Raw genomic sequence first — 23,437 nt, forward strand, 5'->3', positions numbered from 1 at the left:
ATGGCTTGCGGCCGCCCGCATACTAGCAGGCCGACCCACCCCTGCGAATGACGTCCCGCACATGCCGTCCATCCGTCCTCTGCGCTCCCTGCTTTTGCTGTTTCTGGCGATCTCGGTCGAGGCGCTGGCGCAAGCGCCAGCTCCCGAACCTGTCACCGCGGCTGCGTCTGCCACTGCATCCGCCGATGCTTCCGCCGATGCTTCCGTTTGCAGGCACCGGGCCGACACCGCCTGCCTGCAATCCTTCAACCTGCCCGGCGATGCGGGGCGCATGCGCTACTACGCATCGCAGGCGCCGGGGGCCAGCAAGGGCGCCATGCCCCGGTCCGCGCTGGTGGTGATGCACGGGCATCCGCGCGATGCCAACCGCAGCTTCGAGGCCGGCCTGCGGGCCGCCGAAGGCGCGCAGCGGCTGCAGGACACCCTGGTCATCGCCCCGCTGTACCAGGTGCCCGAAGACCAGGCTGCGCATTGCCACAGCCGTGGCGTGCCCGCAGCCGGAAGCGCAGACGCGGCATGGACCTGCGCGGGCTGGCTGGCCGGCGAACCCTCGCTGGGGCCGCATCCGATAGGTTCTTTCGCCGCGCTGGATGCGCTGGTGGCCGAGCTCTTGCAGCGCTGGCCCGGCCTGCGCAGCGTGACCCTGGCGGGGTTTTCGGCAGGGGCGCAGATGCTGCAGCACAGCGTGGCCTTTGCTGCCGATGCGCCGGGCTCCGTGACCTTGCGCTACGTGATCGCCGACCCGGGCACCTGGCTGTATTTCGATCCCGTGCGGCCACAGCCGCAGATGGCCGGGCAGAGCACCGACTGGGCAGCCTGCGGCACAGGCGCGGCGTTTCCGGGGGCGTGCAGCTATGTCTTCCAGGTGCCGCCCGCCGCCAGCGCCTGTCCAGGCCATGACCGCTGGAAGTACGGCCTGCAGGACCTGCCCGGCCACCTGGGGCGCGATGCGGCTGCCGCGCGGGCCCGCTATGCGGCCGCGCAGATCGACTACCTGGAAGGCGCCCTGGACAGCAGCGCGGACAAGGGCGCGTTCTATCCCATCCTCGACAAGTCCTGCGCCGCCATGCTGCAAGGCCCGTTCCGGCTGCAGCGAGGCCACGCCTTCGCGGCCTACGAGCGCGAGCTGCTTGCGCCGCAGCGGCCACGCCGCTTCGTCGTGGTGCCGGACTGCGCCCATGATGTGGCTTGCGTGCTGCCGTCCCTGGCCGCGCGGCCCCTGCTGTTTCCACCAGCGCCCTGACCCCGCAACGGAGTGCCCCCATGACCCCCACCACCGAACAAAAGCGCGCCACCTTCCACGCCCTGCACCGCCAGGGCTGCTTTGTGCTGCCCAATCCCTGGGATGCGGGCAGCGCCCGCATGCTGCAGGGCCTGGGCTTCAAGGCGCTGGCCAGCACCAGCTCGGGCCATGCCTGGTCGCTGGGCCAGCCCGATGGCGCCATCTCCCGCGAGATGACGCTGGAGCATCTGCGCAGCCTGGTCGCGGCCACCGATCTGCCCGTGAATGCGGACTTTGAAAGCGGCTTCGGCCTGGGTCCGCAGGAGGTCGCCGAAAGCGTGCGCATGGCCGTGGACACCGGCGTGGCGGGCCTGTCCATCGAAGACTCGTCGGGCGATGCAGCCAACCCCTTGCGCAGCATCGAGGAAGCCGTGGCCCGGCTGCGCGCCGCCCGTGCCGCCATCGACGAGGCCGGTGGCGGCACCTTGCTGGTCGGGCGTGCGGAGAATTTCTTCGTGGGCCGGCCCGATCTGGACGACACCATGGCCCGGCTCAAGGCCTATGCCGAGGCCGGCGCGGACTGCCTGTACGCACCCGGCATCCGCAGCGCCGAGCAGATCCGTGCCGTGGTGGCGGCCGTGGCGCCCAAGCCGGTGAATCTGCTGATCGGAGGGGCCAGCGAATGGAGCCTGCAGGATGCCGAGGCCATGGGCGTGCGCCGCATCAGCGTGGGCGGCGCACTGGCGCGCGCAGCCTGGGGCGGCTTTCTGCATGCGGCGCGCTCCATTGCCGAGACGGGGCGCTTCGACGCGTTCGCCCAGGCCACGCCGGGCGCCGAACTCAATGGGTTTTTTCAGGGCAAGGACTGATCCGCACCGGCCTGCAGCCGCTGCGCGGTCATGACCCAGACCGCGATATCGAGCAGGGCGGCCGCGCGCTCCGCCGGCGGCAGCTGCGGGTCCAGCACGCCGTCCATCTGCCTTGCCAGGGCGCCCCAGCCCAGCAGCGCGCCCTCGTCGGCCCAGGCCCGGCCTGCGGCCAGCAGCGGTGCGCCAGCACCCGCCAGGCCTGCGGCCTGCATGTCGGCCAGCCAGGCCTGGCCTTGTGCCAGCCAATGGCGCAGCGGTGCGGTGGTGCTCCCGTTGCTTGCTTTGCTTGAATTGCTCATGGAGCCTTCTCCAAACCGACTTCGGCAAGCGGCGCCGGCCAGGCCGTGCTGGGATGGTGCCAGTCCACGCTGTCCTGCCAGCGCACGGAAGCCACGGCAATCTGCAGCTGCCCTGCCACAAATTCCACGCGGCCAAAGACTTCCTGCAGCACGCGGCCGCGCGCCAGCTCCCTGCGCAGTGCCTCACCCGCCCTGCCCTGCATGCCGTGCAGATCGCCCACCAGGGACAAGGAAGGCCCGGGCACCGGCGACTGCAATGCAATCGTCCAGCGCTGCAGCAGCTCGTCACGCTGCGCCAGGCCGCTGCCGGCCACCTGCAGCCGTGCCCAAAGGGGCGGCTGCTGGCGCCAGGGGTCGGCATGCAGCTCCTGCAGATGGCGCTGCAGCAGGGCCTGGGGATCGTCGGCCACCGGCAGCGGGCTGGTCACCTGGATCGGCAGCGGGCCGGTCGTCTGGGCCGGTGCCAGCCGCGTGGCGTCGCGCGCCGACAGGCGGCCATCGTCGCTGGCCCAGCCGTCCAGCAGCACATGGGGGCCTTGCAGCAGCTGCCTTGCGGTGAGGCCGCCCAGGGTTTCCGAGTCCAGCGCCCCGGCCGGTTCCCACTCCGGGTCGAAGCCTTCGGCGCGCGATGCGGACCAGGTCAGATACCGACCGCTGGCCGCGTCCTGCAAATGCACGGAAAACCCGCGCTGCCCGCCGCGCGCATGCCATAGCTCGGCTGCCACGGCGTGCAGGCAAAGGCCTTGCACGCGCCGGTAGCTGCGCCTGTGCACGCCCGCCAGTTCGCTCAGGGGCCGTGGCATGGTCTGTTGCGCCAGGCCGCGCAGCAGCATCCACAGCGCGGCCAGCAAGGGCGCCACGCGTTCGGCCGCACCGGCACGCCCTGCGCGCTCGTCACGCAAGGCGCGTACCAGCAGGTTGAGCACGCTGGCAGGGCGCGGCAGGTCGGCCTGGCGCAGTTCGGTGGCCAGTGCCTCGCCCTGGTCGAGGAAGGCCGGGCTCATGCCGGCACGGCCCTGCAGCACCCAGCCGGTCAGCCATTGGCGCGCCTGGGCCAGCCGCTGCAGTGCGCCGGCTTCCAGCGCATGCGCCGGCAGCTCCGGCATGGGTGCGCCCGCCAGGCGCCGGGCCTGCAAAGCCACCAGGGCGCGGTGGGCGCAGGCCGCTGCCTTGCAGCTGCAACTGGCCGCTGCCAGGCCACCGGCGCGCGGCAGGCGCACGGTGACTTCGTCGGGGTTGGACAGTTCGCCAATCAGCGTGGCCGGGGCCTCTTCCAGCACTGCCTCGAAGCCCTGGGCCATCCAGCGCAGGGCCTTGCGCTGGGCGGCCATTCCAAAGGCCTGGGCCACGGCGCCGGCATCGCCGTCGAGCCAAGGGGCAGCGGGCGCCTGGGCCATGCCATCGGCCGGGGTCTCGTGGGCCAGCCGCGCCCGCAGGCCCAGCAGCAAGGCGCACAGATGGTGGCAGGGGCCAAAGGCGGGGCAGCTGCATTGCAGCGTGGCAAAGCCCGCGCCGGCCAGGGTCTGGACATGGCCTTCGATGCCGGCGCGGGCCTGGTTGGCCGCCAGTTCCCACTGCCCTGCATCCACCGCCGCCAGGGCCTTGGCCCCGCGCTTGAGCAGGCCCTTGTTGGCCCAGTCGGCAATGGCGTCATCGTCCAGGGTGCGCAGCCATTCCTGCATCATGAGGGCCGCCCTCCCTGCATGGCCCGGGCCAGCCAATCCACCAGATGGTCGGGCGTCATGGCGGCAACCTGGGCGCCGCGCGCCACCAGTTGCGCGGCCAGGTCGCGGTCATAGTCGGGGTGGGCGCGGCGGTCCAGCGCAGCCAGCACCAGCACGCGGGCACCACTGGCAACCAGCCGCTCGGTCTCGGCGACGACGCGGGCCTCGTCATGGCCTTCGTACAGGTCGGTGATCAGCACGATCACGCTGCGGCGCGGCGCGGCAAGCTGCCCGGCCACATGCGCCAGTGCCGCGCCGATGTTGGTGCCCCCGCCCAGTTGCGCGCCCAGCAGCAGCTCTTCGGGCGCATGCAGCTGGCCGGTGACATCGGCCACCGCATCGGAGAACAGCAGCACATGGGTGCGCAGGGCGCGCACGCGCGCAAAGATGCTGCCCATGACGGCGCTGTGGATGACGGATTCATGCATGGACCCGCTCTGGTCCACCACCAGCCACAGGTCCCAGGTCAGGCGCTGTGCTTCGTTCTCCCTGAAGAACAGGCGCTCCAGCACCAGCACCTGCTCCTCGCTCTGGTAGTGGCGCAGGTTGTGGCGCAGGGTGCGCGGCCAGTCCAGATCGCTCATCTGCCCCTGGCCCCGGCTACTGCGGCGCCTGCGCCGCCGCCCCAGGGCCGAGTGCACGCGCGAGGACAGCCGCGCCTGCAGATCGGCCACCACGCGCGCCACCAGCCGGCGGGCCTCGGCCAGCACCTCGGGGGGCAGGCTGGCGCGCACCGCCATCAAGGCGGCCACCAGCTCGATGCTGGGCGTGGCCTCGGCCAGGACCAGGGGATCACTGAGCAGGCCATGGAGCCCATAGCGCGACAGCGCATCGCGCTGCAGCGTTTCCACGGCGCTGCGCGGGAACAGGTCGCGCACCTCGCCCAGCCAGTGCACGGCCTGGGGCTCGGGCACGCCGCTGCCGCCCTGGCGCGCGGACAGCCCGCCTGTGCCCTGCCAGGCGTCGGTGCCTGCACCGTCGGGCTGCTCGCGCAGGCGGTGCTCGCGCTGGTAGAGATAGTCCAGTGCCGCGTCGCGGCGCGCATCGGCGTCATCGAGCGGCTGCGCGGCAGCCAAGGGCTGGGCGGCCTCGGGCCCGAGGATGAGGCGCCAGCGCCGCAGGGTGGCGGCATCGATTGCCTGTTCCTGCATTGGCGGCTCGTGCATTGGCGGATCTTCCCGGCTCATGACAGTCCCCAGGGTTGCAGCAGCCGGCCCACCTGGGCCGCCAAGGCGCGGCTGTGCGCCAGGGCCTCGTCCGTTGGCAGATGCACGGAGGCCAGTGTGGTTGCGCCGGGTGGCGTGGCCGCGCCCGACAGACCCGCCAGCCGCCCGGCCAGCTGCCGCAGTTCGGCACGGGTCAGCTGGGCAAAGGCCAGCCGCAAGGCCGGCAGGCCGGCCAGGAAGGCGTCTTCCGGCCAGTGCGCAATGCCGTCACTGAGCAGGCGCAGCAGCGGCGGATGGCTGAGCAGCCAGCCCTTGGCCACGCGCACAAAGCCCTGCAGGTATTCGCCCATGGCGGCGCCATCGACCTGCGCCAGGCCCAGCATGGCGCGCAGGGCGGCATCGGTCTGCGCGATCTGCCAGCGGCCGGCCATGCTCAGAATGCCGGCCGTGGCGCCGCGCACGCGCGCGGGCGTGCTGTCGGCGCCTGCCTCATGCAGGGCGGCACAGGCATCATGGAACAGGCCGGCGTCGGCCCAGGGCGCGTGGCGGCAGACCATGCCGTGCAGATCGGCCAGGGCATCCAGGGACTGTGCCTGCTGGGATGCATCGCCCTCGCCCAGCCAGGGCAGGCGCAGGCAGGCCTGGGCAAAGCAGCGCCGCAGCAGCGCCAGGCCCACGCCGCCCAGCGCATGGCGGGCCTCGTAGGCCAGGGCCAGGCAGCCCGTGGCGCGGGCCAGGGCCAGCGCGTCGTGGCTGCGCTCCATCCAGGCCTGCACGGTGTCCAGCACCTGCTGGGCGATGCCGTCCAGCCCCATGACCAGCACCTCCAGCACGCGCTGCGCGGGCTCCGTGTGGGCCGTCTGCGCCAGGCGCTCGCGCACGAGGTGCACCGCGGCTTCCTCCAGGCTGGAGCCGTGGCACATGGCCTCGGTCAGGGCCACCGTGGTCTCGACCTGCCAGCCCAGCGTCCAGACCTCGCGCACACGCGCCAGGCCCGTGCCCGCCACGAAGTCCGGCCCGGCCAGGCGCTGCCCATAGGGCACGCCCAGGTAGCACAGGCGGTGCAGCCCCTGCGACAGCCGGCGGTGGCGCGCGCTGCGGTAGATGTCCAGCTCCTTGCGCACGGGTGCGGCAGGCCGCACGGGCAGGCGGTGGCGCAGGCAGAAAGCCTGCACATCGACCAGCAGCGGGGCGGCCGGCGCGTTGGGTGGCAGCTGGCCGTAGTCGTCGGCGTCCAGCAGCCATTGACCAATCTGCTGCCCGGTCTGCTGCACCATAGGCTGCGGTCGCAGGGCCTGGGCATGCTCCTTGAACACGGCGCTGTCCAGCGCTTCCAGCAGCTCGGCCCGGCCGCCGCGGCAGGCGCGCAAGGCGGCCAGGCCATGGGCCAGGCGCACGGCCTCGGCCGCATCGGGCAGACTGGCGGGCATGCCCCGGGCGCGCAGGCTGTTCACGGTGCGTGCCGCCATCTCGGGCCAGGCCTGGGCATCGGGTTGCGAAGCGCCCTGCTCCAGCGCCTGCCATACGCCCTGGTAGTAGCCGGGCATGGGCATGCCGGCCGCGTAGCCGCTGGCGCGCTCCAGCCGCTGCAGCGTGTAGGCAATGAGGTGCACGCCCACATCGATGGCGGGCCTGGCGTCCGCAGGCCGGGCGGGGGCCGAGAGGCCGGCAACGATGCCGGGCACATGGAAGCCGCCGCAGACCACCAGGCAGCGCCCGCCTTCGGCCAGGGCCGCGCTGACCTGGGCGGCCATGTGGGCCTCGCGCGCCAGGTCCTCGGCATCCATGCCGCCGCCGTCCGCGCCTTGCTCGCGCAGCAGCTGGCTGAAGGCCAGCACGCCGGCAAAGTACGCCTGGGGCGAGGCGTCCTCGTTGCCTGATTCGTAATGCCGGTCCCACCATTCGTCGAAATCGCGGCAGCCGCTGGCCTGGATGAGGCCGGCCAGCACGTCGGGCGCGCGCCGCGCGGGCTCGTCGGCCAGCAGGGGTTCGGGCGCGCAGGCGAAGTAGTCCAGCTGCGCGGCCTGCGCCAGCCTGTCGGCATAGGGCAGGTCGATGAAGCGCACGGCGCTGCGCAGCCGCGCCGCCTCGCGCAGGGCCACCCATTCGGGCGAGAAGGCGGCAAAGGGCACATAGCAACGGCAGCGCCAGTCTTGCTCGGCCGCGCCGGGCCCGGCCATGGCCGCATGCAGGTAGGCGGCCAGCGGGGGACGCGCCTGGGCGTGCTGCAGCGCGGGCAGCAGGGCATCGAGCTCGCCCGGGCCTTCGATCAGCACGTGGGTGGGCTTGAACTCGCGCATCAGCGCGCGCAGGTGGTGGGCGCAGCGCGGGCTGTGGTGGCGCACGGGCACCAGGCGCAGCTGCGGCAGCGGCGCCAGCCACGCGGCAGCGTCAGTGCTCACGGCCGCCTGCGACAAAGTCCTGCCACTGCGGCTGCCCTGCGCGCTGGCGTGCCAACACGCGCAGGTATTCGGCGAAACGGCGCCGGTCCTCGTCGTCGTCCTTGATCACCGTGCCCAGCAGGTGGCGCGCCAGGTGGGCCGGTCCCACCTGCTCCTGCCCGAAGTACCAGCACTGGCAGGCGGCGTTGAAGGCCACGTCGATGGCCTCGGCCGTGGACAGCACGGTGCCCGGCCGCTCCACGGCCGTGCCCTCCACGCTGCCGCTGCGCAGCTCCTGGAAGGCCGTGGCCAGCAGGGCCAGCACATCGGGCGCGACGGTGGTGCCGATGCGCTGCTGCGCCAGTGCGCGGCCCACCTCCTGCCCTATCAGCGCGGCCTGCGCGGCCACGCCTTCGAGCGGGCGCATGGTCTCGAAGTTGAAGCGGCGCTTGAGCGCGGCCGACATCTCGTTGACGCCGCGATCGCGCAGGTTGGCCGTGGCAATCACATTGAAGCCCGGCCGTGCCAGCAGCCAGGGCTGCTCGTGCTTGAGTTCGGGAATCTGCAGCAGCCGCTCGGAGAGCACGGGCACCATGCAGTCCTGCACTTCGGTGGAGCAGCGCGTGATTTCCTCGAAACGCAGCAGCCGCCCTTCCCCCATGGCGCGGTGCAGCGGGCCGGGCACCAGGGCTTCGGGGCCAGGGCCGTCGCGCAGCAGCAGGGCGTAGTTCCAGCCATAGCGGATCTGCTCCTCCACCACGCCGGCACCGCCCTGCACGGTGAGCTTGCTGTCGCCGCTGATGGCGGCGGCCAGCAGCTCGGACAGCAGGGACTTGGCCGTGCCCGGCTCGCCCACCAGCATCAGGCCGCGCTGGCCGGCCAGGGTGACGATGGCGCGCTCGACCAGGGCATCGTTGCCGTGGATCTTGCGCGCGATGGCCGGTCCGCCGCCGTCAGGTTCCGCACCGCCCAGGATGAAGCGCCGCACGGAGCGCGGGCTCAAGCGCCAGCCGTCGGGGCGCGGGCCCTGGTCGGCGGCCTGCAGGGCCGCGAGTTCCTGGGCGTGGGCCATCTCGGCCGGCAGCCGCTGGGCGGCAGGCTCCGGGGTGGCCGCTGCAATGCGTTTGGTGGCCATCAGTCGCTCTCTTTGGTGCTGGCCGATTTGGCGGCGATGGCCGCGAACTGCGCCATCAGCGTGGCCTGCAGCGCGCGCGGCCACTGCTGCGGCTGCAGCCGGGGCCAGCGGCCATCTTCGCCGCGATGGCTGCTGTCGTAGACCACGGCATGGGTGATGTCCACGCGGTTGTCCAGGTCCATGAACGGCAGGTAGCGCCCGTGGTGGAGTTCGATGTACAGCTGCGGGCCTGCCAGGTCCAGCTTGTGCTCGTAGATGCCGGGGCCGTCCCCCACGGGGCCGGGGCGGTAGTTCCACTTGGCCAGCAGGCCGGACAGCGCGCCCTGGCGTATCTGCAGCGGGCCGGCGGGGTGCAGGGCATGGTTCTTCCACTGCCCGGCTTCGGGCAGTTGTGCGCCTGCGTTCAGCTGGTCGATCAGCGGCTGCAGCTCGTAGTCGGCCAGGCAGGTGCGCCAGGCCTCAACCTCGCCCGCTGCGGCATCGACCGGATGCCAGAGCAGCACCTGCGCATCGTCGGGCAGCTCCACGGCATCGTCTTTGGCGTCGAGCAGGGAAAAGTCCTCGGCAATGCGAAAGCTCGCGCCCTGCTCCAGCCGCCAGATCAGGCTGCGGCCCACGATGCGCAGCAGGGGATGCAGCAGGAACAATCTGCGCCAGCGCGGGACGGACCAGCGCTGGCCCGTCATGAAGGCGGTACCCAGGCGCGGCACCTGCTGCCTGGCGATGGCCTTGACGCCAGCGGCAACGGTCTTGAATTCGGCCTGGGCCGCATTCCACTGCAGGCGCAGCGATTCGTCCTTGAGCGCAGGCAGGGTCTTGGAGGCCTTGCCCTTGTCGCCCACCACGCGCAGGCTCAGGTCGCCCTGCAGCTGCAGGCGGTAGCGCTGCGAGCCCACCTCCAGCACCAGGCCTTCGCCGCCCAGGCCGAAATCGGGCGTCAGCTCGTCATACAGCTCGATCAGGCTCAGGCCGCGCCGCTGGGCGGCCGCCTTGAGCGCGTCATGCGTGGCTTCAATCACCAGGTCCTTGAGCTTGCGCGAGGTGGACAGGGTCTGGACCTGGGACAGCGCATACAGCGTGTCCAGCGCACCGAGCTGCTCCACGGCGATGATGGCGCGCAGCTTCTTGCTCCAGCCCCAGGCCTTCACGGCGGCCACCAGGGTCTGCACCAGGCGGTCGTCGACATGGCCGTTGGCCAGTCGCAGCGCCCAGCGCGCCTTGGGCTCGCCCTCCAGGGCCACCCAGGCATTGACCAGGTGCAGGGACAGCTGGGCGCGGCTTTCGGCCGGCACATGGGCCAGCAACTGCTCCACCAGCGGCGGCAGCTCTTCCTCGGCCGTGGACACCAGGTGCAGCACGGTGCGGGCCGCATGCCCGGACAGCGGCGCGAACAGCGCCAGGGTCTCTGGCTGGTCATAGGCCTTGATGCTGCTGGAAAAGCGCTTGAAGCGCGCCACGCGGGACTCCAGCGCATCGAGCGGGACCCGGCCCCCCTCCCCCTGCGCCACGGTCAGAGCGCCCGGCACTGGGACACCCAGGGCCAGCAGCCGGCCCTCGACCATGCTTTCGGAGCCCAGGTCCAGGCCCGTGCGCAGCAGCGCCTGCAGCAGCGGCGCGACCCCGGGATCGGGATGGGCCAGCAGGATGTCGCGGCAGGCCAGCTGCATCGCCTTCTCGCGCCGCTGCAGCCAGGCGTTGGACTCGAAGACAGCGCCTACGGCCTGCGCATCCAGCCCTTGCATGAAGCGCGCCACCGCTTCGCGCAGCGCCCGCGAGCTGCTGGCCGCCAGCAGTTCGCCCAGCAGGGGCAGCCGGGCATGCAGCATGGCCGGGTCCAGCTGCGCCAGCAGCGGGGCCAGGCGCACGGTGGGAATCTCGCGCAGATAGTCGGGCTGCTCGGCCAGCATCTGGTTGAGCAGGCCGATGAAGGGCTCAATCCGCGATACCTGCAATATGCAGCGCAGCAGATGGGGCAAAAGCTCCGGGTAGCGTGCCGTCCAGATCTGGCGGGCGACCACCGCATCGAAGTGGTACTTGGGCTGCCATCCTTCGATCCAGGCGACGAAGGGCGCGGCATCCTCACGCACCAGGCGGTCGAAAATGGGGATGAAGTAATCAGCCGGCTCGCGGTCCGCCCTGCCCAGCAGCAGGTTGACCAGTTCCAGCCGCCGCTGGGCGTCGGCGCCCAGGTCCCAGCGCAGCGCGATCAGGCCCGGGTCTTCGTTGATGGGCTTGTCGTCGAACCAGTCGGGATGGCGGCGGTAGAAGTCGTACCAGGGCGCGCAGCGCTGCGGGTGCGGAACGTCGCGGTGCCGCTTCATGTAGACATCGCGGATGTCGGCATAGAGCGCGCCGCCGCGCCCGGCCAGCTCCATCAGGTCCTGGTCGTCCAGGCTGCCCAGCAGCAGCTTCCAGTCGGCTCTGTCATACCTGGCGCCGGACTGGACGTTCAGCTCCGCGGCCCAGTCCAGCAGCTGCATCACCCGTTCGCGGCTGATGCCCGGGTACCAGAGCCAGCCGAACATGTCCAGGATGCGGATTTCACGGTAGTCGTTGTCGCCGTCCGGCGCAGGTGGACGGGCCAGGCTGGCGCGCGCCATCTGCTCGAACTCGGCCGCAAGCTCGGGGCTGTGGCGTGGAATGTCGCCGTCCAGGCTGCCGTCGATCCTGCGCCCGAAGGGGATGGTCTGCCGCGCGAAGGCCAGCCACAGTTCATGGTCATGGGTCCAGGGCAGATCGAAGTTGCCCAGGGCGCGGATGGGGTTGGAATAGTCGTCGAAGGCCTTGCGCGTGAAGGCGCCCACTTCGTCATGCCGGCCCGCGCGCATGCGGCTGGCCAGCACCTGGACCAGTTCGGCGGGCGGCAGCGAGGCGCTCATTTCCTCCAGCGTGGCCTGGTCGGTGTGTTCTAGGGTCGAAGAGGTCATGGATTCAGGGGTTCTGGAGGGAGTCAAACCTGGGCTGCACCTGCTGCGGCTGCCGCGCCCGCAGCGCGCGAGGCCAGGGCCTGGAGCATGGCGCACAGCGATGCCTGCAGCGGCAGCGGCCATTCGGCCGGGGGCAGCAGGCGGTCGGCGGCCATGTCGCGCAGGGCAAAGCCTTCGATGTCGATCTCATGGCCGGGCTCGTAGTACGGCATGGCCGCGCTGTGCAGCAGTTCCACGCGCCAGCGCTGCACGGCAAAGTCCCGCAGGTGCAGGTAGATGCCGGGGCCATCGCACACGGGGCCGGCATGAAAGCGCCATGGCCCTGCCAAGCCGTCCAGCGCCTGCTGCGTGAGCCGTATCGGTGCCAGGGGCTGCAGCAGCTCCTGCTGCCACTGGCTGGCCAGCGGCAGGTCGGCGGGCGCATCGACCTGCTCGACCAGGGCCTTGAGGCCGTAGTCGGCCAGGCATTCGCGCCACTGCGCACGCTCCTGGTCGGTGGCCTGCGCGGGGTGCCACAGGGCGATGCGGCCCTCGGCCGGCAGTTGCACCGCGTCGCTCTCGGCATCGACCAGGGACAGGTCCTCGGCAATGCGCAGGCTGAACGGCTGGCCGGCCGCGGGCTCCACCCGCCAGACCAGGCCCTGCGCCACCACGCGCAGCAGCGGGTGCTCCAGGAAGAGGCGGCGCCAGGTGTCCAGCGGCCAGTGCCGGCCCAGCATCAGGCAGGACTGCAGGCGCGGCGCCTGCTGCTGCAGCACGGCCTTGATGCCCTTGGACAGCGTCTTGAGCCGCGCGGCGGCCGCCTCCCACTCCGTGCGCAGGCCCTCGTCGGCCAGGGCCGGCAGGCTGCGCGCCAGCTTGCCGGCCGGCGTGCGCAGGCGCAGCGACAGGTCGCCCTGCAGCAGCACGTCATAGGTCTGCGCGCCCACCTGCAATTGCACGCCCCGGCCCAGGTCGAAGTCCGGGGTCAGCTCATCACTGAGGTCGGCCAGCGCCATGCCGCGCCGCGTGGCGGCCTCGGCCAGCACGGCCTGCGCGGCGGCCAGCACGCTGGGCTTGAGCGTCTTGCCGGTGGCCAGGGCCTGCACGCAGGACAGGGCGTAGACGGTGTCGAGCCGGCCCAGCTGCTGCAGCGCGACCACGGCACGCTCCTTGCGCGTCTTGTGCCAGGCCAGGGCGGCCGAGGACAGCACATCGACGATGCGGTCGTCCGCCGCGCCGGGCAGCAGCTTGAGCACCCAGCGCGATTCGGGCGCGCCATCGGCAGCCACCCAGTGCTGGACCAGGGCCTGGGCCAGCCGCGCGCGATTCTCGGCGCTGGCCTGGGCCAGCAGGTGGTGGGCCAGCGCCGGCAGCTCCTGCGGGCTGGTGGCCGCCAGGTGCAGCAGCGCGCGCGCGGCCTGGGCCGACAGGGGCGCGAGCAGGTCCAGCAGCGCCGGCTGGTCCAGCGCGGCAATGGCGGGCGACAGGCGCTGCAGGCTGGCGGCCTGGGCTTCAAGCTCTGCCAGGGAGCCGGCACCATAGCTGCCTGCCGGCGCGGCCTCGCCGGCAGGTGGCCTGGCTGCGTCCGCAACCGGGGCTGCGGCACCCAGATCCTTCAGGCGCGCCTGCACCGGGCCTTGCTCGGCCACCTCCAGCAATCCACCGGACAGCAGTGCCGACAGCAGGCTGCCAGACGCCGGATCAGGATGGGCCACCAGCACATCGCGGTAGGCCAGCACCAGGTTCTTGTTGGGCTTGGCCAGCCAGCCGGCGGCCTGGGGCGCATCCACGGGCAGGGCAGACAGGGCCTGGGCTAGCGCCGCACGCAAGCCCTTGGAGGCACTGCTGGAGGCGGCCTTGCCCAGTTGCGGCAGCAGCCGCTGCAGCGTGTCCACGCGCAGCGCGGGCAGCAGGTGCGTGAGCGGGCCGGCGGCCAGCCGGGCCAGGTCGCCAGGGCGATCGGCCAGCAGGGTCTCGGCCACCGGGGCGTAGCCGGCGCGGTCGGATTCGTGCTTGCAGCCGTCTGCGCAGGCCGGCAATAGCAGCGGCAGCAGGGCCGGCCACCGGGCGTCCCACAGCCGCTGCGCCACGACGGGATTGATCGCCAGGTGGCCCAGTTGCTTGAACCAGGCGACCAGCGGTGCGGCATCGGTCTGCAGCATGCGCTCCACCAGGGCACGGTCATGCGGCCAGTCATCGTCCGAGGCAAAGCACAAGGCCTTGAACAGGTCCTGGGCCAGCAGGTCGCGGCGCGCGGCATCGGCCGTTTCCCAGCGCGATGCGATCAGCACGGGTTCGGGCAGGCGCAGCTGGTCAAGCACGGTGGGGAATTGCGCAAAAAAATCCCGCCACAGCGCCCAGCGCTGCGCTGCAGGCCGCGTGCGCTGCAGCGGCAGCTGGCGTTGGACGATGTCGCGGCTGAGCTGGCCGCCGCCGTCCTCGATGGCCATGGCCAGCAGTTCGGGCTCGGGCAGCTGGTGCAGCAGGTGCTGCCAGTGGCAGTAGTACTGCGCGCCGGGCGCAATGCCGGCCTTTGCGCTCAGTTCCCGCGCCCAGCGCAGCAGGCCGGTGATCTCGGCACTGGACATGCCTTCATGGCCCAGCATGCCAAACACCTGCCTGAGCACGAGGTCGTAGCCATCGCGCAATCTCCAGGGCTGGTGGGTGCGGCTGCCCCAGTCATCCAGCCAGGCGCGGGCCAGTGCCGTCAGCTCTGCGGTCAGCTCGGCACTGCGCCGGGGCACGCCCGAGTTGCCCCCATAGAACTGTCCCAGCGGAAGGCTGATGCGCGCCAGCGCCAGCCACAGCGCGTGGTCGCGCTGCCAGGGCGCATGCTCGCCGGGCAGCTGGTGCAGCCGTTCCTGGCACAGGCTGCTGCTGTCGCGCAGGAAGTCCGCCACCTCGGCATCGCGCCCCTGGGCCAGGCGCTTTGCCAGTTCGGCGGCAAAGGCCGGCATGCCCTCGCGCCCGGCCGGCGCGGCCGTGTGCAGTTCGTACAAAGCCTGCAGGGGAAGCACTGCTGTCTCGTTGTTGCTCATGGTCTGTGGAGTCTTGGGTGATGGGCGGTCGGGCGGCCAACGTTTCAAGGGAGCAAAGGTTCACAAAGGCTCAGGCAGCCGCCTTGGCCGCCAGGGCCAGCCACTGGCCTTGCAGCGTGGCCAGCAGCGGCTTGGGCAGCCGCGCCGGGTCGGCGCTGGCCCCGTATTCCTTGCTCAGGTCGTGCACGCGCAGGCCTTCCACGGCCACGGGCAGGCCCAGGTCCAGGTAGGGCGGGAAATAGCCGTGCGACAGCTCCAGGCTCAGCTCAAGCGCGGGCAGGCGCCACACATGCTCATTGATGCTGGGGCCATCGCCCACGGGGCCGGGCCGGTAGCCGAACTTCTTGAGCAGGCCGCCGAGCTGCTCCTGCGCCAGCGTGATCGGCGCGGGCGGCAGCAGCATGCCGTTCTTGAACTGGCCTGGCGCGGGCTGCTCGGCGCAGGCGCCCAGCTGGTCAACCAGGGGCTCCAGCTCATAGTCGGCCATGTAGGTTTGCCAGGCTTCGCGCTCGCCGGGCTGGGCCGTGGCCGGATGCCAGAGGCTGATGCTGCAGCCTGCCGGCAGGGCCACGGTTTCATCCTCCACATCGACCAGCGAGAAATCCTCGGCCAGGCGGAAGCTGGTGCGCGCCAGGCCCGGCGCATCCTCTGCGCGCCAGATCAGGCTGCGCCCCACGATGCGCAGCAGCGGGTGGGCCACGAACAGCCGCTGCCAGCGATCCAGCGGCCAGCGCTTGCCGCTGACCAGGGCCGCCAGCATGCGCGGCGCCTGCTGCTTGACCACGGTCTTGAGGCTGGTGGCGAGGGTCTTGAGCTGCGCGGTGGCGGCCTCCCATTCGGGCTTGAGCGCCTCGTCCTTGACCGCAGGAATGGTCTTGCTGGCCTTGTTCTTGTCGTTGATGACGCGCAGGCTCAGATCGCCCTGCAGCTCCACGCGGTAGCTCTGCGGCCCGACCGTGACCGTCAGGCCCTGGCCCAGGCCGAAGTCCGGCGTCAGCTCGTCGAAGAGTTCGGGCACGCTCATCTTGCGGCGCGCGGCGGCAGCGCGCAGGGCGCTGCGCGCCGTGCGCTGCACCTGGTCCTTGAGCGAGCGCGACTCGGAGATCTCCTGCACGCGCAGCAGAGCGTAGAGGCTGTCCACCTCGCCCAGATGCTCCACGGCGGCGGCCGCGCGCTGCAGGCGCGGGCGGTTCCAGGCCTGGACGGCGGACACCAGCGCATCGACCACGCGGTCATCGGCATGGCCGGGCAGCAGCCTGAGCGCCCAGCGCTGCTTGGGCTCGCCCTCGGAAGCAATCCATTGCTGCACCATGGCCAGCGCCAGGCGGGCACGGTTGTCGGCCGGAATGCGCGCCAGCAGCTCGCCGGCCAGCGGCGGCAGGCCGCCTTCGGCAATGGCGGATACGTGCAGCAGCACGCGGGCCGCGTGTTCGGACAGCGGCGCGCACAGCGCCAGCAGCTCGGGCGTGTCAAAAGGCTTGATGGCCGCGCTCAGGCGCTTGATGGAGGCGAGCTGGGCTTCCAGATCCACGCCGCCAGCGGCAGACGCTGGCGATGCGGCATCTGCCTGGCTTTCTTCCGATGTCGAGGCGCCCTGCCCTGTCAGGCCCAACTGCTGCAGCCGCTGCTGCACGCTGCTGGCCGAGGCCGCATCCAGCTTGCCGCCGGCCAGCAACTGCGCCAGCAAGGGACCGACAGCGGGGTCGGGGTGGGCCAGCAGCACGTCGCGGCAGGTCAGCAGCAGGTTCTTGGGCGGCTTGTTCAGCCAGCCGGCATCCACCAAGCTGGCCAGCGGAATATGGGCGGCCAGACCGGCCATGGCGGCGCGCAGGCCTTTTGCGCTGCTGCCTGCGATGAGCGGGGTCAAGGTGGGCAGCGCGGCCTTCAGGCTGGCGGTGTCGAGCACGGGCAGCACATTGACCAGGTCCTTGACAGGCACCTCGGCCAGATCGGCCGGGCGGCGGGTCACCAGTTCGCGGATCACGCTGCGGTAGCGGCGCAGTTCGTCCTCGCGGTCGCAGCGCTGGGCCATGGCGGGCAGCAGCAGGGGCAGCAAGGCGGCATCGTCGTGCTTCATGACATGCATGGCCAGCGCCAGGCTGATCTGGTAGCGGCCGTTCTCACGCAGCTGCTTGGCAAAGGGCGCGGGATCCTCTGCCATCAGGCGGTCCAGCAATTGCAATGCGCTCGTCCGCTCGGCGCGCTGGGAGTAGGTCAATTGGCTGAGCAGCAGCGCGGCCAGTTCCTCTCGCCGGGGCGCGCCGGCACTGGCCCAGCGTTGCCCGATCAGGTCGGGATCATCTATGTAGGATTTGTCGAAGAGCTGGGGATGCTCGGCAAAGAAAGGCAGCCAGTCCTTCCAGCCCTGGCCCTTGGGTTGCCCGGGCTGGCGATCGTTGCGGTAGTGGTCCAGCACATCGTCGAACAGCTTGCCGCCCACGGCGGCGTAGCGCAGCAGGTCGGCATCGTTCAGCTGGGCGACCAGGGGCTTCCAGGCCGCGTGGTACTCATGGTTGCGGCGGAACCCGGCCTCCTCGCGCAGCGCCAGCGCCCAGTCCAGCGTGGACGTCACCTCGTCATAGGGCATGCCGGGATAACTGAGCCAGGGCAGCAGGCTGCCGAGCACCAAGCCTATGCCCTTGTACACAGGCAGGTCGGCGCTGCGGGCGTGGGCCAGCCATTGCTCGGCCAGCACCCGCACTTCGGCAGCCACATGGGCATTGGTCAGCTCCTCGCTGCGGCCCGACAGCACATGGCCGCGCGGCACGGTGAGCCGCGCAAAGGCCAGCCAGCGATCGCCGTCACGCGACCAGGGTGCGTCGCTGCCGCTCAGATGCCCCAGGATGTTGAGACAACGCTCCTCGCAGCCACGCAGGAAGGTGCATGCCTCGTCGGCCCGCCCGTCATGCAGGCGGGCGTCGAGTTCGGCGGCAAAGGCCTCGTCGCTGAGGCTTTCATGCAGCCGGTCATAGAGATCGCTCAGGGAAGCTGCGTGAAGATCGGTAGTGCTCATAAAGATGAGGAGATGAACAATGTGGGCAGCCGCAAACCAGGGCCTGCCGGGATGGAGACGGGGGTGGAGCCTGCACCGGACGGAAGCAAAAGTTCTTGATCCATCCGGACAGTCCCTAGGAAAACTCACAGATTCATGCCCTGCGTATGTCGTCAGCTTTGGAAAAATCTGTAGCGCCATCCGCAACGGCCACGCCATTGTTCCCCGGCACGCACGCGGTGCGGGCGCCGATATTGTCAGGTCGCGGGCACCGCCACTTGACAGGCTGTCAAGCAGGCGACTGCCACCGCTGCGGGCCATGGACTGTACTGGGGACTTTTCGCCCAGGCGTACTGCCCGGCCCCGCCATGCCGCCGATACCATGGACCGCGACATGACACGGGAGCCTGCCCATCTCATCGCCGCCGCAGCCGGTCTGGACCGCGGCGCCCAGCATGCGGCCGACCTGCGGGGCATTGCACCCCGGGCCGGCGGCTCCCACGCCCCCAGATCCCCAGATGGAAACCGCCCAGGGCCTGTGCGCCCTGCGCTGAAGCCCCTAACCCAAGAACCAGGACCCCGGAGACACCCCATGCCCCAGACGCACAAGCTCTTTGATGACGACGCCTACCTGGACCGCTGCGAAGCCACCGTGACGGCCGTCAGCGCCGAGGGCATCGAGCTCGATGCCACCGTCTGCTATGCCCGCAGCGGCGGCCAGGCCGGCGACACCGGCACGCTGACCCTGGCCGATGGCCGCAGCCTGGCCCTGATCGACACCGTCTATGCCGATGACCGGCAGCGCATCCTGCATGTGCTGCAGACCGATGCCCCGCCCCAGGTGGGTGAACGTGTCCAGGTGGTGATCGACTGGGACAGGCGCCACCGGCTGATGCGCCTGCACACCTGCCTGCACCTGCTGGGCGTGCTGGTGCCTGTGCCCGTGACGGGCTGCAGCATCTCGCCGGACTCGGCACGCCTGGATTTCGACCTGCCCGAGTCCACGCTGGACAAGACCGATCTGACGGAGCGCCTGAACGCCCTGATCGCCGCCAGCCATGCCGTGAACGTGGACCGCATCACGCCCGAGCAACTGGCTGCACAGCCCGACCTGGTGCGCACCGCAGGCGCAGCGCCCCCGGGCGGCACGGCGACGATCCGCATCATCGACATCCCCGGCCTGGACCGCCAGCCCTGCGGCGGCACGCATGTGCGCAGCACGGCCGAGATAGGCACGGTGGCCGTCACCAAGATCGAGAAGAAAAGCCGCACCAACCGGCGCGTGGTGGTGCAGTTCGCCTGACACCCCCCAGACCTGTCGATGCCAGGCCTCAGGACATCCAGGACCTGGGCGCCACAGGCCCGCTCGCCTCAGGGGGCCCATCGCCTCCCTGCGCCAGCCCCTCGCCCTGGCTACCGGACTTTCGCACCAGTTGCAGGATCTGGTCGAGCTGGTCATGCTCGACGGCGATCGAGTGCAATCTGAACAGCACATAGGGAATGAGGACGCTGGCGCAGGCCATGGCCGCCAGCGCCGCCTGTTGATGGGAGCTGTCGACGAAGAACGCCGTCAGCAGAAAGATGGCGCCAATGATTGAGCCTATGAAAACAAGCAATCTCATACATTCCCTCTATTTCCCGCAATCGTACCCAAATGTGACTGACGTGAGTAGAGGCATGCGAGCTGTGGGGTTGCCCGTCGCCAAAAGACCACGGGCGGCAAAACCGTTTTCCTGCGGCAGCCCGAATGCATGCCCTGCATGCGCAACGCCATACCGCATGCTCCAAGCGCAAGTCTTCGAACTCTTTTGACTTGATTCAAATCAACCTGCCGCCCCCGATCCTGTCTATGCTTGGGGCAGCCATACAAGGCATCCATGGCGACAGACCGCCTGCCGGTCCATGGCCCTCGGATGCCAGCCACCTCACCCGCTTTTCAAGGAGAAAACAATGGCAAAGCAATGGAAGCCCGTCCTCTTGGCCCTCGCAATGACTGCCGTCGCCGCGCCTGTGCTGGCCGCCGACTGCGCCGTCGAGATCGAAGGCAATGACGCCATGCAGTTCAACAAGCCCACCATCAGCGTGCCCGCCAGCTGCAAGCAGTTCACGGTCAAGCTCAAGCATGTGGGCAAGCTGCCCAAGACGGCCATGGGCCACAACTGGGTGCTGAGCAAGACGGCCGACCTGCAGCCCGTGGCCAATGACGGCATCGCCGCTGGTGCGGCCAAGGACTTCGTGAAGGAAAAGGATGCCCGCGTGATCGCCCACACCAAGGTGATCGGCGGCGGCGAGAGCGATTCCGTCACCTTCTCCACCGCCGCCCTGAAGGCCGGCGAGGCCTACAGCTACTTTTGCTCCTTCCCCGGCCACTCCGCGCTGATGAAGGGCACGCTGACGCTGGCCAAGTAAGCCGGCGATCTGCCTTGTGCGCGGGGCTCTCGTCCCGCGTTCAAACCGGCGGCACTTCGGTGCCGCCTTTTGTTTTCAAGCGCGCGCAAAGCGGCTTGCCTGCCGCGCTCCGTGCCATGGCGATGCCGCCTTCAACGCCAGTGTCAGTGCCGGCTTGCGGCCCGGCCATGCGAGAGGCCCTGCATTTCCACGCAACCCTTTTGCATCAGGCGCAACAGCAGCTGGGTCCAGCTGGCGTCGGCCCATTTGGCGCTTTCCAGCACCAGGGAGCGCGCGGCCTGCAGGCCGTCGCCGGGCTGCAGCTCCACGCGGAAACTGCCGCGTTCGCGCTGGGCCGTGACGGCCACCACGCTGCCCAGCAGCGCGATGTCATGCGAAGGCCTGGGGCCCTGCGGGCCGTCCAGGTCCACGCGCAGCACGCAGCCGGGGCGCAGTTCGTAGGTCCAGCGGTGGTCGGCATGGCCGGCCGCGCCCATGGCGTTCATTTCGGCAAGCCGCTGCTCCTGGGTCATGTCGTAGGGGCTGATGATGGGCGCCTGCTGCTGCGGGTAGCCCTGCACGCCGTCCAGGCAGGCGGCCATGAAGACCACGGCGCCTGCGCATGCCAGCAGTTTCCATGCGCCGCGCGGGCCCCGGCGTTCAGCGCGCGGCATGGGCCGCACCACCGTCTTCATCACCCGGTACCTGCAGCGACACGTCCACGCGCATGGCCAGCACCTTGTCGATGGCCTTGCCGTCCATGTCCACCACCTCGAAGCGCCAGCCTTCCCATTGCACGGTGTCGGTGACACGCGGCAGCCGGCCCGTGAGCAGCATGACCATGCCGGCCAGCGTGTGGTAGCGGCCGCGCTCTTCCTCGGGCACGGTGGCCAGCTCCAGCCGGTCCTTGAGTTCGGGTACGGGGATGTGGCCGTCCAGCAGCCAGCTGCCGTCCTCGCGCTGCAGCGCCCAGGAGTTGCGCGGATCGCGCGGCTGGAACTCGCCCGTGATGGCTTCCACCAGGTCCTGCAGGGTGACGATGCCCTGGACCTCGCCGTACTCGTCGATCACGAAGGCCATGTGCACGTCGGACAGGCGAAAGCTCTCCAGCAGTTCCATGCCGGTGATGGTCTCGGGCACATAGAGCGCGGTCTGCATGGGCTGGTCGGTCAGGCCCTGCTCCTTGCCCTGCAGCGCGCGCGACAGCCACTGGCGCGCGTTGAGCACGCCGATGATGGAGTCCATGCCGCCGCGCACCACGGGAAAGCGCGCGTGGTCGGACTGCTCGATCACGCGCAGGTTGTCCTCGAACGGCGCATCGGCATCCAGGCAGACCACGTCGCTGCGCGGCACCATGAGCGAGCCGATCTGGCGGTCATCGAGGCGGAACACGTTGCGCACCATGGTGTGCTCGTGCGATTCGATGACGCCGGCCGTCGTGCCTTCGGCCAGCATGGCGTGGATCTCTTCCTCGGTGACGGCGCTGCCGCTGTTTTCCTTGACGCCCAGCAGGCGCAGCAGCGCATGGGTGGACACGGACAGCAGCACCACGAAGGGCTTGGTCAGATGGGCCAGCCAGTTGACTGGGCGTGCGATCAGGCGCGCAAAAGTCTCTGGGTAGGTCTGGCCGATGCGCTTGGGCACCAGCTCGCCGACGACGATGGAGAAATAGGTGATCAGCACCACCACCAGCGCCGTGGCCGTGTAGCCGCCATAGGGCGCGGGCACGCCCATGCGCTGCAGCCACTCGGCCAGGGGAGCGGCCAGCGCGGCCTCGCCGACGATGCCGTTGAGCACGCCGATGGAGGTGATGCCGATCTGGATGGTGGACAGAAAGCGCGTGGGGTCGGCCCCCAGCTGCGCGGCGGCGGCGGCGCCGGCATCGCCCTCGTCAATGAGTTTTTGCAGGCGCGCCTTGCGCGCCGTCACCAGCGCGATCTCGGACATGGCGAAGACGCCATTGAGCAGGATCAGCGCAAAAAGTATGGCAATTTCCATGATGCGTGTTGTGGGAACCGGGAGCCGCAGCTGCGGCAGAAAGGGCCCATGCGGCGATGGGTCCGGGAAGAAGGAAAGCCAGGGGCCAACCCGGCGGCCGGGCATTCAGGACAGGGTCCCGAAGCGGCAGAGGCACCGCAGGCGCAGGGCACTGCAGGTCAGAAAAAGGCAATGGGGGATCAGGCTGCCCGGGGAGGCCGGTCGGGCGGTGCCAGGCTGCGCCACGGGCCTTCGCGCAGGCTGGCGGTGATGTGGCGCCCGGCCTGCAGGCGGGGTGCCGGCATGCCGTCCACGGCGTGCACGACATCGGGGAGGTCCTGCTGATCGTCCATCAGCGCGTGGTCGAAGTCATCGAGCAGGGAGACCGTGTCCACCCGCGGCGCCGCCGCGCGCTCCGGGCCGGCGCAGGCCGCGCGCGGGTGGACACCGGGCGGCTCGCATGGCTCGTCCGGCAGGGCGCGCCATGGCGCAAGCCCCAGCGTGGACAAGGCCACGCTGACGACGAAGTGCAGGGAGAAAACCGCGATGAACCATCTGGACATGGTCCTCGGATTCTATCCATGCCCGTGAACCGCAGACAGGCAGGCCGCCTGTCCACCGCTGTTCGCCGCTTCCTACAAGCGGCGCGCCGGCGCCGTGGAAACATGCGCCACGGCCCACTCTCCGCCCTCTGCCATGAAAGCCATCCATACCCTTTTCACCGTGTTGCACGCCCTCATCGCGCTGCTGTTTTCGCTGGCCGCCGTGGCCCTGCTCTGGATCGCGGGCCTGAAGGGCTGGAACGCCATGGCGCATGGCGTGGATGGCGAATCGGGCCTGCGCATCGTCGAGGCGCTGGGCATCCTGGCCTCCGGCGTGGTTGCGCTGCAGATCGCCCAGACCATCACCGAAGAGGAAGTCATCCGCGAGGCCCACATCAGCGGCCCCACGCGCGTGCGCCGCTTTCTCTCGCGCTTTCTGGTGGTGCTGGTCGTCGCGCTGGCCGTCGAAGCACTGGTCGCCGCCTTCAAGACGCAGGAAGAACCCGCCCACCTGCTCTACCCCGCCGCCCTGGTCAGCGCCGTGGGTGTCCTGCTGCTGGGCTGGGGCGCCTTCATCCACCTCAATCGCTCTGCCGAGGAACTGGAGCCCGAGGCCATGGAAGAAGCCAAGGGCGAGGACCACAAGGTCAACAAGTCGTGAGGGCCAGGCCCGCGCACGCAAGGGTTGACAGGCCGCATCGCCGGCCTCAGGATGCGCGGATGGTTTTTGCCACGCACCGCCTCACGACCACCACCACGACCGCCAACGGCGGACCGTGGACGGATACCTGAGCG

The 23,437-nt window shown here is 70.3% G+C and carries 17 protein-coding genes; 5 read left to right on the plus strand and 12 right to left on the minus strand.

The window, feature by feature from the left end; translation table 11 throughout:
• Positions 1 to 61 precede the first annotated feature (61 nt).
• Together AC57B5_RS08640 and AC57B5_RS08645 are read left to right on the plus strand one after the other, a co-directional pair.
• Positions 62 to 1,243, plus strand: a complete 1,182-nt coding sequence (locus tag AC57B5_RS08640; protein WP_496399279.1) for an alpha/beta hydrolase family protein — start codon at positions 62 to 64, stop codon at positions 1,241 to 1,243.
• A 20-nt stretch (positions 1,244 to 1,263) separates the two neighbouring features.
• A complete protein-coding gene (locus tag AC57B5_RS08645; protein ID WP_496399280.1) occupies positions 1,264 to 2,091 on the plus strand; it encodes an isocitrate lyase/PEP mutase family protein in 828 nt (275 codons plus the stop codon).
• On the opposite strand, the gene AC57B5_RS08650 is transcribed toward AC57B5_RS08645, so the two are convergent.
• The 8 genes from AC57B5_RS08650 to AC57B5_RS08685 all read right to left on the minus strand — a co-directional run bounded on the left by AC57B5_RS08650 (position 2,076) and on the right by AC57B5_RS08685 (position 17,756).
• Positions 2,076 to 2,390, minus strand: a complete 315-nt coding sequence (locus AC57B5_RS08650; protein ID WP_447915563.1) for a hypothetical protein — start codon at positions 2,388 to 2,390, stop codon at positions 2,076 to 2,078. The two genes, AC57B5_RS08645 and AC57B5_RS08650, sit on opposite strands and share 16 nt — an antisense overlap.
• On the minus strand, positions 2,387 to 4,075 hold the full coding sequence (locus AC57B5_RS08655; protein WP_496399281.1) for an SWIM zinc finger family protein: 1,689 nt from the start codon (positions 4,073 to 4,075) through the stop codon (positions 2,387 to 2,389). Before AC57B5_RS08655 ends, AC57B5_RS08650 begins: the two co-directional genes overlap by 4 nt.
• On the minus strand, positions 4,072 to 5,265 hold the full coding sequence (locus AC57B5_RS08660; protein WP_496399282.1) for a VWA domain-containing protein: 1,194 nt from the start codon (positions 5,263 to 5,265) through the stop codon (positions 4,072 to 4,074). The genes AC57B5_RS08655 and AC57B5_RS08660 overlap by 4 nt, the downstream gene beginning before the upstream one ends.
• Positions 5,266 to 5,297: 32 nt before the next feature.
• Positions 5,298 to 7,682: a DUF5682 family protein gene (locus tag AC57B5_RS08665; RefSeq protein WP_496399283.1), complete on the minus strand. Its 2,385-nt coding sequence runs from the start codon at positions 7,680 to 7,682 to the stop codon at positions 5,298 to 5,300.
• The gene (locus AC57B5_RS08670) at positions 7,672 to 8,796 is read right to left on the minus strand and encodes an ATP-binding protein (RefSeq protein ID WP_496399284.1); all 1,125 of its coding nucleotides are present in this window, start codon (positions 8,794 to 8,796) and stop codon (positions 7,672 to 7,674) included. The genes AC57B5_RS08665 and AC57B5_RS08670 overlap by 11 nt, the downstream gene beginning before the upstream one ends.
• Positions 8,796 to 11,723: a DUF4132 domain-containing protein gene (locus tag AC57B5_RS08675; protein WP_496399285.1), complete on the minus strand. Its 2,928-nt coding sequence runs from the start codon at positions 11,721 to 11,723 to the stop codon at positions 8,796 to 8,798. Before AC57B5_RS08675 ends, AC57B5_RS08670 begins: the two co-directional genes overlap by 1 nt.
• Before the next feature lie 23 nt (positions 11,724 to 11,746).
• Complete coding sequence (locus AC57B5_RS08680; protein ID WP_496399286.1) at positions 11,747 to 14,743, minus strand: DUF4132 domain-containing protein; 2,997 nt, start codon at positions 14,741 to 14,743, stop codon at positions 11,747 to 11,749.
• A gap of 70 nt (positions 14,744 to 14,813) precedes the next feature.
• Positions 14,814 to 17,756, minus strand: a complete 2,943-nt coding sequence (locus AC57B5_RS08685) for a DUF4132 domain-containing protein (RefSeq protein ID WP_496399287.1) — start codon at positions 17,754 to 17,756, stop codon at positions 14,814 to 14,816.
• A 571-nt stretch (positions 17,757 to 18,327) separates the two neighbouring features.
• Between AC57B5_RS08685 and AC57B5_RS08690 the strand changes: the two genes are divergently transcribed.
• Positions 18,328 to 19,038 (plus strand): alanyl-tRNA editing protein, encoded by a 711-nt coding sequence (locus AC57B5_RS08690; protein WP_496399288.1) that lies wholly within the window; start codon positions 18,328 to 18,330, stop codon positions 19,036 to 19,038.
• A gap of 28 nt (positions 19,039 to 19,066) precedes the next feature.
• On the opposite strand, the gene AC57B5_RS08695 is transcribed toward AC57B5_RS08690, so the two are convergent.
• Complete coding sequence (locus tag AC57B5_RS08695; RefSeq protein WP_043821386.1) at positions 19,067 to 19,357, minus strand: hypothetical protein; 291 nt, start codon at positions 19,355 to 19,357, stop codon at positions 19,067 to 19,069.
• A 328-nt stretch (positions 19,358 to 19,685) separates the two neighbouring features.
• On the opposite strand from AC57B5_RS08695, the gene azu reads away from it, so the two are divergent.
• Positions 19,686 to 20,144, plus strand: coding sequence for an azurin (azu, locus tag AC57B5_RS08700; protein ID WP_012206029.1), 459 nt, complete (start codon positions 19,686 to 19,688; stop codon positions 20,142 to 20,144).
• Between the two features lie 143 nt (positions 20,145 to 20,287).
• Here the strand turns inward: azu and AC57B5_RS08705 are convergent, their stop codons facing one another.
• The 3 genes from AC57B5_RS08705 to AC57B5_RS08715 form a co-directional block, all read right to left on the minus strand.
• Positions 20,288 to 20,797 carry a hypothetical protein gene (locus tag AC57B5_RS08705; RefSeq protein ID WP_496399289.1) on the minus strand — a complete coding sequence of 170 codons (510 nt, stop codon included), beginning with the start codon at positions 20,795 to 20,797 and terminating at the stop codon, positions 20,288 to 20,290.
• On the minus strand, positions 20,784 to 22,121 hold the full coding sequence (locus AC57B5_RS08710; RefSeq protein ID WP_088164486.1) for a hemolysin family protein: 1,338 nt from the start codon (positions 22,119 to 22,121) through the stop codon (positions 20,784 to 20,786). The genes AC57B5_RS08705 and AC57B5_RS08710 overlap by 14 nt, the downstream gene beginning before the upstream one ends.
• A gap of 179 nt (positions 22,122 to 22,300) precedes the next feature.
• Complete coding sequence (locus AC57B5_RS08715) at positions 22,301 to 22,663, minus strand: hypothetical protein (protein WP_013802046.1); 363 nt, start codon at positions 22,661 to 22,663, stop codon at positions 22,301 to 22,303.
• 133 nt (positions 22,664 to 22,796) lie between these two features.
• On the opposite strand from AC57B5_RS08715, the gene AC57B5_RS08720 reads away from it, so the two are divergent.
• Entirely contained in the window at positions 22,797 to 23,303 is a 507-nt protein-coding gene (locus tag AC57B5_RS08720; protein WP_012206033.1) for a hypothetical protein, read from the plus strand.
• The last annotated feature ends 134 nt before the right edge of the window (positions 23,304 to 23,437 follow it).

The organism is Delftia sp. BGA-UO-ETr-SB1, from assembly GCF_059567865.1.